The 14547-nt window shown below is 73.4% G+C and carries 13 protein-coding genes; 10 read left to right on the top strand and 3 right to left on the bottom strand.

Going from position 1 to position 14547, the window contains the following annotated elements; all coding sequences use genetic code 11:
• Positions 1-15: 15 nt before the first annotated feature.
• Both ACH54P_RS47825 and ACH54P_RS47820 read right to left on the bottom strand, forming a co-directional pair.
• Positions 16-786 (bottom strand): 2,3-dihydro-2,3-dihydroxybenzoate dehydrogenase, encoded by a 771-nt coding sequence (locus ACH54P_RS47825; protein ID WP_489917053.1) that lies wholly within the window; start codon positions 784-786, stop codon positions 16-18.
• Between the two features lie 20 nt (positions 787-806).
• Positions 807-2003: a 3-deoxy-7-phosphoheptulonate synthase gene (locus tag ACH54P_RS47820; protein WP_489909952.1), complete on the bottom strand. Its 1197-nt coding sequence runs from the start codon at positions 2001-2003 to the stop codon at positions 807-809.
• Positions 2004-2410: 407 nt separating this feature from the next.
• Between ACH54P_RS47820 and ACH54P_RS47815 the strand changes: the two genes are divergently transcribed.
• The 9 genes from ACH54P_RS47815 to ACH54P_RS47775 all read left to right on the top strand — a co-directional run bounded on the left by ACH54P_RS47815 (position 2411) and on the right by ACH54P_RS47775 (position 11919).
• Complete coding sequence (locus tag ACH54P_RS47815; RefSeq protein WP_489909951.1) at positions 2411-4138, top strand: IS701 family transposase; 1728 nt, start codon at positions 2411-2413, stop codon at positions 4136-4138.
• Between the two features lie 12 nt (positions 4139-4150).
• Positions 4151-5242, top strand: coding sequence for an NAD(P)/FAD-dependent oxidoreductase (locus tag ACH54P_RS47810; protein WP_489909950.1), 1092 nt, complete (start codon positions 4151-4153; stop codon positions 5240-5242).
• A complete protein-coding gene (locus ACH54P_RS47805) occupies positions 5239-6732 on the top strand; it encodes a DHA2 family efflux MFS transporter permease subunit (protein ID WP_489909949.1) in 1494 nt (497 codons plus the stop codon). Before ACH54P_RS47810 ends, ACH54P_RS47805 begins: the two co-directional genes overlap by 4 nt.
• 100 nt (positions 6733-6832) lie before the next feature.
• Positions 6833-7792, top strand: a complete 960-nt coding sequence (locus ACH54P_RS47800; RefSeq protein WP_489909948.1) for a cucumopine synthase-related protein — start codon at positions 6833-6835, stop codon at positions 7790-7792.
• Positions 7785-8903, top strand: a complete 1119-nt coding sequence (locus tag ACH54P_RS47795; RefSeq protein WP_489909947.1) for an NAD(P)/FAD-dependent oxidoreductase — start codon at positions 7785-7787, stop codon at positions 8901-8903. Before ACH54P_RS47800 ends, ACH54P_RS47795 begins: the two co-directional genes overlap by 8 nt.
• Before the next feature lie 76 nt (positions 8904-8979).
• Entirely contained in the window at positions 8980-10014 is a 1035-nt protein-coding gene (locus ACH54P_RS47790; RefSeq protein ID WP_489909946.1) for a hypothetical protein, read from the top strand.
• Positions 10011-10397: a cupin domain-containing protein gene (locus tag ACH54P_RS47785; protein ID WP_489909945.1), complete on the top strand. Its 387-nt coding sequence runs from the start codon at positions 10011-10013 to the stop codon at positions 10395-10397. The genes ACH54P_RS47790 and ACH54P_RS47785 overlap by 4 nt, the downstream gene beginning before the upstream one ends.
• Positions 10394-11464, top strand: a complete 1071-nt coding sequence (locus tag ACH54P_RS47780) for a pyridoxal phosphate-dependent aminotransferase (protein WP_489909944.1) — start codon at positions 10394-10396, stop codon at positions 11462-11464. The genes ACH54P_RS47785 and ACH54P_RS47780 overlap by 4 nt, the downstream gene beginning before the upstream one ends.
• Positions 11461-11919: a VOC family protein gene (locus tag ACH54P_RS47775; RefSeq protein ID WP_489909943.1), complete on the top strand. Its 459-nt coding sequence runs from the start codon at positions 11461-11463 to the stop codon at positions 11917-11919. The genes ACH54P_RS47780 and ACH54P_RS47775 overlap by 4 nt, the downstream gene beginning before the upstream one ends.
• A gap of 40 nt (positions 11920-11959) precedes the next feature.
• Here the strand turns inward: ACH54P_RS47775 and ACH54P_RS47770 are convergent, their stop codons facing one another.
• Positions 11960-13117: an MFS transporter gene (locus tag ACH54P_RS47770; protein WP_489909942.1), complete on the bottom strand. Its 1158-nt coding sequence runs from the start codon at positions 13115-13117 to the stop codon at positions 11960-11962.
• Positions 13118-13292: 175 nt separating this feature from the next.
• Between ACH54P_RS47770 and ACH54P_RS47765 the strand changes: the two genes are divergently transcribed.
• Positions 13293-14459, top strand: coding sequence for a cytochrome P450 (locus tag ACH54P_RS47765; RefSeq protein WP_489909941.1), 1167 nt, complete (start codon positions 13293-13295; stop codon positions 14457-14459).
• Positions 14460-14547: the final 88 nt, after the last annotated feature.

The raw sequence follows: 14547 nt of genomic DNA, 5'->3' as shown, positions 1-14547 counted from the left end.
ACGACCAAGCTCTCCTCACGCGCCGAGGGTGGCGCCGCCGTCGACCGTCAGGTCGTGCATCGTGATATGCCCGGCCCGCTCGGACAGCAGGAACACGACGGCGTCCGCGATGTCCGACGGCCGGGCGATCTTGCGCAGCGGGATGCCGACCTTGTAGGCCTGGGGAAGACCGTCGATCGTCGCTTGTGGACCGCTGTCGTCCCGCCACATCGACCGCAGCATCGCGGTGTCGGTCGAGCCGGGCGCGACGACGTTGCAGCGGATGCCGTGCGCGGCGAGCTCGAGGCCGAGGCACTTGGTGAACATCGCCGCCGCCGCCTTCGACGCCGCGTACGCCGCCATCTCCATGCGGGGCGTCCCGGCCGCGTTGGACGCGACCGTGACGATCGCCCCGCGCGACCGGGGCACCATGCGGTCGGCCACCGCGCGGGAGACCAGGAACACGCCGGTCGTGTTGACCGCGAAGGTCGCGGCCCAGTCTTCGTCGGCCAGCCGGCGCACCGGGCCCATCCGCAGCACGCCGGCCGCGTTGACCAGGAACTCGACCGGCCCCATCGTGCGTTCCACGCCGTCGACCAGCGCGGCCACCTCGCCGCCGTGGGTGACGTCGGCGGGGAACGCCTCGACGGCGAGCCCGCCGGCGGTCAGCTTCCCCGCCACCTCGGCGAGCCGCGCGGGGTCGCGGTCGACCGCGGCCACCCGCGCGCCCAGACGGCCCAGTTCCTCGGCGACCGCCGCGCCGATCCCGCCCGCTGCCCCGGTGACCAGGGCGACCTTGTCCTCCATCGTGGTGACCTCCTCGCCGTTCACCCGCGCCACGCCGCGACGACCGAGACGGCCTGGTCCGGGTTGAGGCGCGGGTCGCAGAGACTCGTGTACTTGTCGCCGACGTGGCCGATGTCCGCGTCGGCGGCGACGCACTCGGTGACGTCGTCCGGGGTGGTCTCCAGGTGCAGCCCGCCGTCGGCGCCGCCGCCGTCGCGGACCGCGACCTGGAACTGGTGCACCTCCTGGGTGATCCGGTGCAGCAGCCGCGTCTTGAACCCGTCCGGGGTCCGGACGGTGTTGCCGTGCATCGGGTCGGACAGCCAGATGGCCGGGTGCCCGGCGGCGCGCACCGCCGCGACGAGCGCGGGCAGCCGGGCGCCGACCTCGTCGGCCCCCATCCGCGCGATCAGCGTGAGCCGGCCCGGCTCGCGCCACGGGTCGAGCACCGCGCACAGCGCGAGCAGTTCGCCTGCCGTCATCCCCGGACCGACCTTGCAGGCCACGGGGTTGACGACCTGCGCGAGCAGGGCGACGTGCGCCCCGTCGACCTGGCGGGTCCGCTCGCCGATCCACGGCCAGTGCGTCGAGGACAGCCACCACCGCCCCGCTTCGGACCGGCGCACCATCGGCACTTCGTAGTCGAGCAGCAGGGCCTCGTGGCTGGTCCAGACCTCGGGGGTGAGCCGGGGACGCGCACCGCGGCCGGCCCAGCCCAGGTGCCGCAGGACCGAGCCGGCGAGCCGGTAGCCGGACAGCAGGCGCGCGGGGTCGGGCCGGCGGGCCTCGGGTGTCGGTTCGGGGAGGTTCACCATGTGCCCGCGGTAGCTGGGCAGCTCGAGGTCCCCGACCCGCTCGGTGTGGCTGGAGCGGGGCTTGGCGAACTGCCCCGCCAGCCGGCCCGCCCGCAGCACGGGCCGGCCGGTGGTCAGCTTCATCCGGCCCGCCAGCAGTTCCAGCAGGCCGCTCTTGCGGGCGACGTCGCCCGGCCCGCACTCGGCGGGGTCCTCCGCGCAGTCGCCGGCCTGCAGCACGCCGGCCTCCCCGGCGGCGACCAGGGCGAGCTGGGCGCGCAGTTCGAGCACGTCCGCCAGCTCGACCAGGCCGGGCAACGCGGCCAGCTGCCGCCGCACCCGCCCGGCCAGCGCCGCGTCGGGCCACCGGGGCTGCTGGCCCGCCGGCCGGACGTCGGGCGCGGCGTCTCCGGCCGTTCTCCCCGGTGCTGAACGAGTGAGCACTGTGTTCTCCCGACGCGATCTCCCGAACTGGTCGACTGCGTCCCAGTCTTAGGGTCCGGCGCGCGAACAGACAAAGAGCCGTCGGCGCACTGTGTCAGGTGACGGCCATTTCCATCAGGTCGCTCCCGCCATTCGACCTGACACACCCGAATCGCGTTTTCTCCCCATTCGGACACCGTCCGACCGGGAACGGAAAACCGAGTGGGAACCCCCCGCCGGGGTGATCAACTGGCACCCTTGTTGTCCACCGTGCGCTTGGTTAACCTGAGGCAAGATTCCCGTCGCCACCACCACGAACGCCGGGAATCGGTCTGGGGACGTCCATCCGAATTCTTCGTCGCGTTGCCGGTTCCACCCCGCGGTCCCCATGACCACGAAGCCGGACTGACTGGGTGAGGGGAACTTCGATGCGCTGGGATCAAGGTTCGGCGGCGAGAATCGGCGGCGCCGGTGACGTCCCGGCCCCGCGGGTCTGCACCATTCCGATCGGTGTTCTGCGGCACGGGGAAGAACTGCGGGCGAACGGGGCGAATCCGGAATACGTCACCGCGCTCGCCCGGTCCGCGGTGAAGCTGCCGCCCGTGTTCGTGCACCGCCCGACGATGCGGGTCCTCGACGGGATGCACCGGCTGAACGCCGCGAGACTGCGCGGCGACCGCTCGATCGACGTCGTGTTCTTCGACGGCGACGAGGAGGACGCGTTCGTCTCCGCGGTGGCCGGCTGCACCCCGAAACCCGGGCGCCCACGGCGAAAGCCCGCCGACAGCCCGGACGCCGTGCTGGTCCCGCTCCGGCCGGGCGCCCCGGTGGTCCCGCGGCCGCGGCCCAGCACGCCGGTCCACCAGGTGGCCGAGGAGTTCGACCTCGAGCCGCACACCGTCGTCGAAGTGCTCGACCGCCTGCGCCGGTGCCGCCGGGAAACGCCGGGCGCACCGCCCCGCCTCGAACCGCTCCCGGCGCCCACGGCCCCCGCGGACGCGACGAGCCTCGTCCTCGACCGCGTCTGCGACGAGCTGTTCGCCACGCTCACCCGCCGGGACCAGCGGCTGCGCGCCCGGCAGTACCTGCGGGGCCTGCTGGAGACCCCCGGCCGCAAGACCATCCGCAACATCGCGGCCCGCGTCGACGGCCCGGGCATCGACCAGCGGCTGCACCACTTCATCAGCGACTCGACGTGGGACTGGGAACCGGTCCGCGCCGCGCTGGCCCGGTACGTCACGCGGGCCATGGAACCCGAAGCCTGGGTGATCCGCCCGGTGCTGGTCCCCAAGGCCGGCCGGCAGGCCGTGGCGGTGACCCGCCGGTTCTGCCCGGCGCGCGGCAAGGCCGTCCACGGCCAGCAGGCCGTCGGTGTGCTCGCCGTGTCCGAAGCGGCCAGCGTCCCGGTGAGCTGGCGGCTCCAGCTGCCCCGGGACTGGGCCGAGGACGCGGACCGGCGCGCCCGCGCCGGCGTGCCGGGCGACGTCGGCGCGGAGAGCCTCGGCGAGTGCACGGCCCAGGCCTACCTCGGCGGGCCGGCCCGGTCCGGCGGCGGCCGGCCGGTGGTGCTCGACGGCCGGGACATGGAACCGGCCCAGCTGCTGCGGCCGCTGCGTGCGGCCGAAGCGCCGCTGCTCGTGCGGATCTCGTCGACGATCCAGCTGCAGATCGACGACCCGGCGCTGGCCGGGCCCCGCACGCCCGGCCCGCTCACCGCGCGCCAGATCGTCGAGGCGGCCCGGTTCCGCAGCCGCCCGGTCGCCGGCCCGGACGCCCGGATCGAGAGCGGCCACCTGCTGACGACCGTCGACGTCCGGTGGCCGTCCGGCACCGAAACCCCCGGCGCGGACCTGCCGATGCAGCTCATCGCGGTCAGCCCGCTCGGGGAGAACGTCTGCGAAGAACTGTGGCTGACGACGATGACGGCCGTGCCGGCCACGACGATCCTGCGACTGTCCAAACTGGTCCGCCGGGTGGACCGCGACCTCGACGCGGTGGCCCGGCACGCCGGGATCTGGGACTTCTCCGGCCGGTCGTTCCCGGGGTGGCACCGGCACGTCACGCTCGCCTCCGTCGCGCACCTCGTGCGGCTGCTGGCCCGGACCGACTACCGGGCCGACCTGCTGCCGCCGGGCGAACCCGGCACCTCTCACTGACAGGGAGCACCCATGCCTGACCGGACCACCGCGGCCGAGCTGCTGATCGTCGGCGGCGGCGTGATCGCCTTGTCCATCGCCTACCACTGCGCGCGGGCGGGCGTCGACGTCGTCCTGCTCGACCCGGACCCGCCCGGCGACCGCCCGGCCGAGGCCGCCACCCGGCCGGTGCGCACCTACCAGCCGGGGAAGACGCACAACTCCGAGCTGACGGTCCGCGGTCTCGCGGACTACCGGGCGTTCGAGCCGGCCGGCGGCGCCGACCTCGTGCTCGCCGACGTCGGGTGGCTGGTCGTGCTGACCGGCCGGGACCAGGCCGCGGAACTGGAGGCGGAGCTCGCCGCGCAGCGCGACGCCGGGGTGGAGCTCGAACTGCTGACCGCCGCACAGGCCTGCGCGTACCACCCGTGGCTGGACCCCGCCGGGATGGAGGCGGCGATCTGGTGCCCGCAGTCGTTCCTGCTGGACGTGGCGAAAGTGGAGCGCGGGTACGCCGGCGGCGCCCGCGAACACGGTGCCCGCCTGCTGGCCGGCCGGCCCGTGACCGCGCTGGACGCGGCGAGCGGCCGGGTCACCACGCCGGACGGCGAGTTCGCCGCGGAGGCCGTCGTCCTCGCGGCGGGCGCCGCGACCGGCGGGCTGGCGGCCGCCGCCGGGGTCGACCTGCCGCTGTGGGGGCAGCTCGCGGAGCTGTTCCGCACGGACCCGGTACCCACCGGCGAGGTGCCGTTCACCGTGCACCCGGAGTCCGGCCTGAAGACGCTGGGGACCGGGCAGGCCTTCATGATCGGCCTCGAACGCGTCTCGCGGCAGGAAGGCATGCGGGACGTGTGGTTCGAGGAGACCGTGGCCGAGGTCGCCAAGCGGTACCCACGCCTGACGGACGTCCGGCTGCACAGCGCCTGGACCGGTTCGGTCGACGTCACCCCGGACCGGACGGCGCTCATCGGCCGCGCGGGCGAGCGGCTCTTCGTCGCCGCCGGGTACACCGGCCAGGACCTCGGGCACGCGCCCGCCACCGGCCGGATCCTCCGCGACCTGTACCTCGGCCACTCCCCCGGCGTCGACCTCGCGCCCTTCACGCCGGTCCCGAGCGGGCCGTGACCGGCCTGGTGCGGCGCCTGCGCGACCGCCCGCGGGCGGTGTTCGCGGTGCTGTGCGGCGGGTTCTTCATGACGCTGGTGGACGCCGGCATCGTCAACGTGGCCCTGCCGGCGATGCGCAGCGACCTCGACGCCGGCTTCGACGAGGTGCTGTGGGTGGTCAACGGCTACCTGCTGGCGCTGGCGGTCCCGCTCATCGCGGCCGGCCGGCTCGGCGACCGGTACGGGCCGAAGCGCGTCTACCTCACCGGGCTCGTCGTGTTCACCGTCGCCTCCGCGCTGTGCGGGGCCGCCGCGGACGTGCACCAGCTGATCGCCGCCCGCGTCCTGCAGGGACTGGGCGCCGCCCTGCTCACCCCGCAGACGTTCACCTTCATCACGGTGCTCTTCCCGCCCCGCGACCGGGGCGCCGCCTTCGGCGTGTGGGGCATGGTCGCCGGGCTGTCCACAGTGGCCGGACCGGTGCTGGGCGGCCTGGTGGTCGGCACGCTGGGCTGGCCGTGGATCTTCCTGCTCAACCTGCCGGTCGGTGTCGCCGGGACGGTGCTCGCGCTGGTGCTGGCCCCCGATCACCGGCCCGGCGCGCGCCACCGCTTCGACCTGCCGGGCACGGTCCTGATCTGCCTGGCGCTGCTGGCGATCAGCTTCGGGCTCCTCGAAGGCGAGCGCTACCACTGGGGCACCGTCGCCGGCCCGGTCACGATCCCGCTGCTGCTCGGCACCGGCGGTGCGCTCGGGATCGCTTTCGTGCTGCTGCAACGGGTCGAGCGCCGGGACCCGCTGGTCCCGCTCCGCCTGTTCGCGAACCGCAACTTCTCCCTCGCCAACGCCGTCATGCTCTGCTTCGGCATCGCGATGGCCGGGCTCATGCTGCCGTTGACGCTCTACCTGCAGACCGTGCTCGGCCTCCCGCCGGGCGACGCGGGGATCGTGCTGGCCGTGGCCTCGTTCGCCTCCGGCGTCGCGGCACCGTTCGTCGAGCGGGTCGCCGTCCGCGTCGGCCGCAAGAGGCTGCTCGTCTCCGGGCTGGCCGCCTACGCCACCGGGCTCGCGGTGGTCGCCGTCCAGACGGGTGCCGGGGCCGGCCCGTGGCGGTTCGTGCCCGCGCTCGTGGTCGCCGGGCTGGGGATCGCCTGCGTCTTCGTGCTCATGGCGAAACTGGCCGTCGGCGAGCTGGACCCGGCGCTCGCCGGGGCGGGCTCCGGGGTCTTCAACACCACCCGCCAGGTCGGCGCGGTGGTCGGCGGCGCCGCCGTCGGCGCGTTGCTGCAGAACCGGTTGCACGCCGCCCTGCCGGGGTTCGCGGGCGCGGACCCCGCCTCCCCCGCGTTCCGCGAAGGGTTCGCCGCGGCCCTGCGCGAAACCGCGGTGCTCCCGCTCGCCGTCTCGGTCGCCGCCGTGCTCTGCGCGGCGGCGCTCGCCCCCGCCCGGAAAACCGCGCCGGAATTTGTCAGGTCCGGGGCCGGAATAGCGGAAAAACGCCCGGACTGACAAAGACCGGCCGTGGCCGACTGGGGAAAAGGTTCAAAGCTACCAAGGGTTTCCGGCCACTGATACCGTCACCGCATCACAATCAGAATGGGGTGGAACAATGCGCCAAATTGAGATCGCCTGGGAGTCGATCGGCGCCAGGGTACGCATCGAACTCGACGAAGAGCGCAATGCGCAGCTCGTCGAACCGCTGTGGGCGGCGCTGCCGTACCGGACGCTTCAGGGACACGCGCTCGTCGCCGGTGACTGCCTCTACCACGTCCCACCGGCGCACGATCTGCTCCACGCCGTGCCGGACCACCGCGTCGACCGCAAGATCCAGCCGAACGGCACGGTGTTCTGCTCCGCGGTCCAGCACCTGACCATCAAGTACGGCGAGCTGACCGAGCCGATGCCGACCGCGCCGATCGGCAGCGTGATCCCCGAGGACGTCGACCAGCTGCCGAAGATCGGCCAGATGGTCTGGGACTCCGTGTACGGCAACGGGGCCCCGATCCTCGCGCAGGTCCGCCGGGTCGACGGCGAAGCCGGCCACGGCGTGCGGCGCCTGCCGGCGGAGAGCGAGCGGGCACGCGAAGTGATCGAGCGGATCGCCGCCGAGACCGAGCGGATCCTCGTCGAGCCGCCCGAAGAGCTGGTCACCGCGCACGAAGGCCGGTTCGGCTCGGGCGCCGGCACGAAGAACTCCGTGCTCACCACGCTCGTCTGCATCAACGGCGAGACCCGGCCGCTGGGCTACGCCTCCCAGACCGGCCTGGTGCGCGCGGCCCGGGTTTCGGACCTGCCGCTCCCGGCGCTGGTCGAGATGGCGAAGATCCTGCTCGTCAAGCCCACCGAGTTCCTCGGCTACTGCGGCCTGGACACGCTGTGGGACCTCACCCAGGACGTGGTCGCGCTGGTGCGGGAAACCCAGTCCAAAGAGGACTTCGTCGCCCTGCTGTCGCAGCTGGCCACCTACACGAACGCGCTCGGCGCCTGGAACCTGCAGCTGTTCCCGTGGGACCTGGGTGGCGACACCTGGACGTTCCGCCCGACCATCACGAGGAGTGCGCATGCCTGACCGGAAGACCCACACCGAGCTGCTGATCGTCGGCGGCGGCGTGATCGGCACGTCCATCGCCTACCACTGCGCCCAGGCCGGCATCGACGTGACCCTGCTGGAGAAGAACGAGTTCGGCACGGCCACGACGTCGCAGACCGCGCGCGCGTTCCGCACCTACTTCCCGAAGAAGCCGCACGACTCCGAGCTGGCGACGCTCAGCCTCGCCGAGTTCCAGAAGTTCACCGAGGCGACCGGCACCGACCTCGGGCTGCGCGAGCTCGGCCTGCTGACCATCCTGACCAGCCCGCAGCAGGCGGCCGAGATCGAGGCGCTGGTCCCCGAGCACCGGGCGGCGGGCGCCAAGCTGGAGGTGCTCACCGCGGCCCAGGCCTGCGAGCACAACCCGTGGCTCGACCCCGACACGATCGAGGCCGCCGTCTGGTCCCCGGAGTGCTACCGGATCAAGCCGGAGGCCATCGTCGCGGGGTACGTCGACGCCGCGCGCAAGCTCGGCGCGAAGCTCCACAACGGCACCGAGGTGACCGGGCTGGACGCGCGCACCGGCGAGGTCACCACGACGGCGGGCGACTACACCGCCGACGCGATCGTCATCGCGGCCGGGCCGTGGAGCGGCGACGTCGGCAAGCTGGCCGGGCTGGAGCTGCCGGTGTGGGGCCAGTTCGCCGAGCTGCTGCGCACCGACCCGATCGCCGGCCACGAGGTCGACACGCCGTTCACCTTCCACCCGGTGTCCGGCCTCAAGACCATGGGGCTGGACCAGGGGTTCCTGGTCGGTCTCGAGCGCATCTCCAAGCAGGAGGGCATGCGGGACATCTGGTACCAGGCGGCCGTCGAAGAGATGCCGAAGTGGTACCCGAAGCTCGAGGGCGTCGCCCTGCACAGCGCGTGGACCGGGACGCTGGACGTCACGCCGACCAAGTCGGCGGTCATCGGCCGCGGCGAGGGCGAGCACGAACGGGTCCTCTTCGCGGCGGGCTACTGCGGCCACGGCCTGGCGCAGGCCCCGGTCAGCGGCCAGATCATCCGCGACCTCTACCGCGGCGACCAGCCGGCCGTCGACCTCAGCCCCTACTCCGTGGCCGCCCACCTGGCCCACCAGCCGGCCTGAGCAGCTCCCCGCGGCGGGTGGCCCCGCACGGCGCCCGCCGCGGGTGACCCCAGAGAGGTATGGACCATTGTCGTCGGTGTACGCACTCACTTCGGAATGGCAAGGCCAGGCACTGGCCCCGTTGAACCCCGACACCGCGTTCAACGGCTACATCTGCGCGCACGTCGTGCACGCGCTCGAACGGCTCGGCGTGTTCGACCGCCTGCGGGACGGCCGGAGCCTCGACACCACCGCGTTCTGCGCCGAAGGCGCGCTGGACCCCGGCGTCTTCCGCGCGCTCGTCCAGGCGGCCGAGTCGTTCGGCTACCTCGACGTCCACGGCGACCGCGTCCGGGCCACCGCCCTCGGCGAGGAGGCCGTCCGGACCCTCGGGTTCTTCACCTGGGGCGTCGGCGGCTACCACGACGTCTTCGCGAACGCGGCCCCGCTGGCCAGGGGCGAGCGCCGGTTCGGCGACGACCTGCACCGCGACGAGGGGATGGTCGCGCTCGGCTCGGCACAGGCGGACACCGCGCTGATGCGCGAAATCCTCGACGAGGAGATCGCGGGCATCGACTTCCGCAGCCTGGTCGACCTCGGCGCCGGCGTCAGCGAGCGGGTCAGCCGGCTGGTCGCCGGCCGGCCGGGCAGCCGCGGCATCGGCATCGACATCAGCCGGCCCGCCACCGTGCTCGCGCACGAGACCGTCGCGAAGTACGGCCTGCGCGGCACGGTCGAGCCGGTCTGCGCGGACGTGCTGGACATCCTCTTCGCCGGCCGCGAAATCGACGGCGCCGACGAGGCCGACGTCGTGATGAGCTTCATGTTCCTGCACGACCTGCTGGCCGCGCCGGAACGCCGGGAGGAGGTCATCCCCCGGCTGCGCAAGGCCTTCCCGCGGGCGCACACGTTCCTGCTGGCCGACACCACGATCCGGCCGCGCACGGCGGGCGAGGACGCGCGGCTGCCGGTGTTCTCCAGCGGGTTCGAGCTCGCGCACGCGCTGATGGGTGTCCCGATCTACTTCCGCGAGGAGTACGAACGCCTCTTCGAACGCGGCGGCATGCACCTGCGCCGGACCGTGCCGTTCGGCGCGCCGCACACCTACCTGTTCGTGCTGGAGTCGTCGTGACGGTCCAGGACCCGGCCACCGCGGAGATCGTCACGGGACTGCCCATCCCGCTCGCGGTGGCCGGGCACCACCAGCCCGCGCCCTTCTACCTGACCGCCGACATGTTCGGCGGGCTGCCGGTGCAGCTCGCGGGCGGCGAGCTGAGCAAGCTCGTGGGCAAGCCGGTCGCGGCCCCGCACCGGCACGACGTCGACGAGCTCTACTTCCTCGTCTCGCCCGAACCGGGCCAGGCCCGCATCGAGGTGCACCTCGACGGCGTGCGCCACGAGCTGGTCTCGCCCGCCGTGATGCGCATCCCGGCCGGCAGCGAGCACTGCTTCCTGACGCTCGAGGCGGTCGTGGGGAGCTACTGCTTCGGCATCCTGGTGGGAGACCACCTGTGAGCGCGCCGGCCCGGCCCGGGACGCGGAACTACAACACCAGCGTGCCCGCGGCCGACTCGCTGGTGCGGCTGCACCTCAGCGAAAGCCCGTGCGGCGCGAGCCCCGCGGCCGTCGCGGCGGTGACCGGGGAGCTGGCGCGGATCAACCGCTACCCCGCGCCGGAGCGGGAGGGCATCGTCGCCGCGCTGGCCCGGCACTGGGACCTGCCCGAAGACCGGATCGCGGTGGCCAACGGCAGCGACGAGCTGGTGCTCGCCACCGCGCTCACCCTCGGCGACCCGAGCCTGCCGGGGCTCGTCACCGCCGGCACGTTCCCCGGCTACCGGGCGGCGCTGGAGCGCATCGGCCGCGGCGCGGCCGAAGTCCCGCTCTCCGGGGCGGCCGTCGACGTGGCGGCGTACGCGCAGCGCCTTCCCTCGTGCGGCATCGGGTACGTGTGCAACCCGCACAACCCGTGCGGCACCGCGCTTTCCGGGGCCGGGCTCGGTTCGCTCGTCTCCGCGGCGCGGGAATCCGGGACGCCGCTCGTGTTCGACGAGGCGTACCACGAGTTCGGGCCGCCTTCCCAGCCGCAGGTCCGCGAGCACCTGGCCGACGACGTCCCGGTGCTCGCCCTGCGCACGTTCTCCAAGGCGTACGGGCTCGCGGCCCTGCGGATCGGCTACGCCCTCGGGCCCGCCGACCTCATCGCCGAGGTCCGGCGGACGCTGACCGTGCTGCCGTTCAGCGTCAACCGAGTCGCGCAGGCCGCCGCGCTGGCGGCGCTGGCCGACCAGCCGTTCCTCGACGACGTCCGCCGGGCCGGCGAGGAGCGGCGCCGGTGGTTCTGCGCCGAGCTCGACCGGCGCGGGTACCGGTACCTGCCCTCGGTCACGAACTTCGTCGCGGTGCGGGTGCCGGATTCCGGGGCCGCACAGGACGTCCTGGCCCGCGAACACGGCATCCTCGTGCGCGACACCGGGATGTTCGGCTTCCCCGGGCACCTGCGGGTGTCCCTCGGCACCGTCCCCGAGCTGCGGCGGTTCCTCGACGCCCTCGACCGGATCACCGGAGGTGGCCCGTGGTGAAACCGATTCCCGACGACTACGCGGAACTGACGGCCTACCTGTCCGTCGAAGACACCGACGCGGCGATCGCGTTCTACACGAACGCGTTCGACGCGAAGGAGCTGCAACGCTACACCGCGCCCGACGGCTCGGTGCCGCACGCGCAGATCCGGATCGGCGGCACGATCGTCATGCTGTCGGACGAGAACCCCGCGCTGCCGGGCCCGAAAGTGCTGGGTGGCACGCCGGTGACGCTGTACCTGTTCGTCGAGGACGTCGACGCGGCGTTCGCCCGGGCCCGGCGGGCGGGGGCGGAGGAGCTGCGCCCGGTCCAGGACCACTTCTTCGGCGACCGGACCGGGCAGGTCCTCGACCCGTTCGGGCACCGGTGGACGCTGGCCAGCCGCATCGAGGACGTGAGCCCCGCGGAGTTCGAGCGCCGGGCGGACGAGTTCGTGCGGCAACGGCAACGCTGAAGTCCGGGCCCGTCGCGCACGCGCGGCGGGCCCGTTCTTTTCACAGAGCACGACGCAGCAGGACGGCCACCACGACAACGCCGGTCAGCGCGGCCGAAGCGATGACGAAACCCGGCCGGATCGCCGTGCCGAGCGCACCGGCCAGGGCGATGCTCACGCCCTGCACCGTCATCAAGCCGCTGCTCTGGAGGGTGAACAGGCGTCCGCGCAGGCGTTCCGGCGTCGCCGCGAGGAGGAGCGGGTCGAGCCCCTGGTTGCACGCGAAGCCCGCCCCGGAAAGGAACAGCAGCGCGGCGGCCAGCGGCAGCGAAGGCGTGGTGAAGAACAGGAGGCCCGGCAGCTGGGTCGCCAGCGCCAGCGGGACGACCAGCCGCCGGCGCACCCGCGCGGGCAGCCGGGCGACGACGACCTCCCCCGCGACCGTACCGGCGGCGTACCCGGTGAACAGCAGACCGGCCAGGGACGGATCGGTGCCCGTCTGCGCGGTGTAGGCCACCGCGAGCCCGTCCGGCACCGACGCGAACGCCGGCACCGCGAAGGACACCGCGAGCAGCCGCCGCAGCCGGGCGTCACCGAGGAGGGCCCGCGCGCCGCCGGCCCGACGTCGTCCCGGGGCGACCGGGGTGGCCGGGGTCCCCCAGCCGATCAGCGCCGCGGACAGCACGAAGCTGACGGCGTCCCCGGCCAGCAGCCGGCCCGGCCCGACGGCGGCGACCAGCGCGCTGCCGAGCCCGAACCCGGCCAGCACCATGACCTGGCTGACCGTGCGCAGCAGCGACCGGCCCAGCGGGAACGTCCCGGCGTCCAGCAGGTGCGCCAGGCTCGCCGCGCGGGTGCCCTGGAAGACGGGGGCGACGACGCCGGTGACGAACAGCAGCCCCAGCAGGGCCGGGACGGGGATCCCGGGGACCAGCATCGCGGCGACGCACGCCGCGCTCAGCAGCTCGCAGCCGACCAGCACCCGCCGGGCCGGCCAGCGGTCGGCGATCCCGGCGAGCGTGCCGCCCAGCGCGTACGGCAGGAACGTGCCGACGAGGACCAGCGCCGAGAGCAGCGCGGAACCGGACCGCTGGAAGACCAGGATCGAGAGCGCGACCTCGGCGGCGAGCGTGCCCGCCATGGACACCGCGTGCGCGAGGAACACCGCGGGCATCCCGGGCACGCGCAGCACAGCCGGGTAGCCGGCGGTCGTCACCACGGTAAATACCCCCGTCACCCGGAACAATGACCCGATTCGAAACTACTCCGATCCGGTGCCCGGTCAAGGAAATCGCATTCCGTCGTTTGTTTGACACCACATCGTCCCTTTCGCCAGACTGATCACCGGTCACACACCAGGGGGTTCGCTCGTGAATACGTGTGGTATCAAGGCTTTGCTCGAACCCGCGGCACTGCTCGACCCCTACCCGATCTACCGGGAATGGCACCGGCACGGCCCGGTGCACTGGGACGGTGACATCGACGCCTGGGTGGTCACCGGTTATCACGAAGGCCACACCGTGCTGCGCGAGAACAGCGTTTTCTGTTCCGATTGGCGGCGGATCGGGGAAAACACGCCGCGGTCGCTGCTGGGCATCCAGACGCTCGACCCGCCGGAGCACACGCAGATCCGGCACCTGATGCTGGAGGGCCTGAAAGCCGTGGGGGCCACCCGGTCCCTGGACCGCCTGCTGGCGGCGAAGCTCGCCGAGCTCCTCCCGGACCTCGAGCGGCGGGAGTCGTTCGACTTCGTCCGGCTGTTCGCCGAGCCACTCGCCCTGGCGGCGGTGACGCACCTGCTGGGCGCGCCGACGGTGGACCGCGACTGGTTCGTGCCGCTGTCGAACACGATCGTCGACGGCATGGACGCGAGCCTCCGCCCGGAGTGCTACGAACCGGGCGTGGCCGCGCGGGCGCGGCTCACCGAGTTGGCGGGCGGGTGGCTCGAGGCGCCCCCGGCCGGCGGGCTCATCGCGTACCTGCTGGCGAGCACGACCACCGACGAGCTCGACCGCGACGTGCTGCTCAACACCGTCCGGGTGATCCTGCAGGCCGGGTTCCAGACCGCCAGCCGGTTCCTCGCGTTCGGCATGCTCACCCTGCTGCGCGTCCCGCGGGACCGCCGTCGCCCGGCCGACACCGAGGTCGCGGTGCACGAGCTCGTCCGGTTCGACGGGCCGGTGCACGCCGAAAGCCGCGGCTGCGTCCGCGACACCGAGCTCGGCGGCGAGAAGATCCTCAGCGGCCAGGAGATCACGGTGCTGCTCGGCGCGGCCAACCGCGACCCGGCGGTGTTCGACCACCCCGACACCCTCGACCTCGGCCGCACCCCGAACCGGCACCTCGGCTTCGGCCGCGGCCCGCACGCCTGCCTGGGCGCGCCGTTCGCCGTCCAGCTGGCCACCGCGGCGTTCACCGCGCTGACCCACCGGTACCCGGACGCCGAACTGGTCCACGAGCCGTCGCCCCGGCCGAACGTCACCGAGCGCGGCCTGTACAGCCTCGAAGTCTCGCTGCGCGCTCCGCGCGCGGGTAACCGCCACTCGACGAAGAGGGGGTGAACGGACCATGCGGCACAACCACTGATCACAGCGCACCGAGCCGGCCGGACCCGAGCGGTCCGGCCGGCTCGTGTCGTGGGGGCCGGCA

The sequence above is a fragment of the Amycolatopsis sp. N2S4-7 genome (genome assembly GCF_058119595.1).
The sequence above is the reverse complement of the archived record's forward strand: the minus strand, read 5'-3'. Positions and strand labels throughout refer to the sequence as shown.

Excerpts from the sequence above, each read along its gene's own strand:
- ACH54P_RS47825 (WP_489917053.1), bottom strand. The coding sequence starts at position 786 with ATGGAGGACAAGGTCGCCCTGGTCACCGGGGCAGCGGGCGGGATCGGC.
- ACH54P_RS47815 (WP_489909951.1), top strand. The coding sequence starts at position 2,411 with ATGCGCTGGGATCAAGGTTCGGCGGCGAGAATCGGCGGCGCCGGTGAC.
- ACH54P_RS47810 (WP_489909950.1), top strand. The coding sequence starts at position 4,151 with ATGCCTGACCGGACCACCGCGGCCGAGCTGCTGATCGTCGGCGGCGGC.
- ACH54P_RS47800 (WP_489909948.1), top strand. The coding sequence starts at position 6,833 with ATGCGCCAAATTGAGATCGCCTGGGAGTCGATCGGCGCCAGGGTACGC.
- ACH54P_RS47795 (WP_489909947.1), top strand. The coding sequence starts at position 7,785 with ATGCCTGACCGGAAGACCCACACCGAGCTGCTGATCGTCGGCGGCGGC.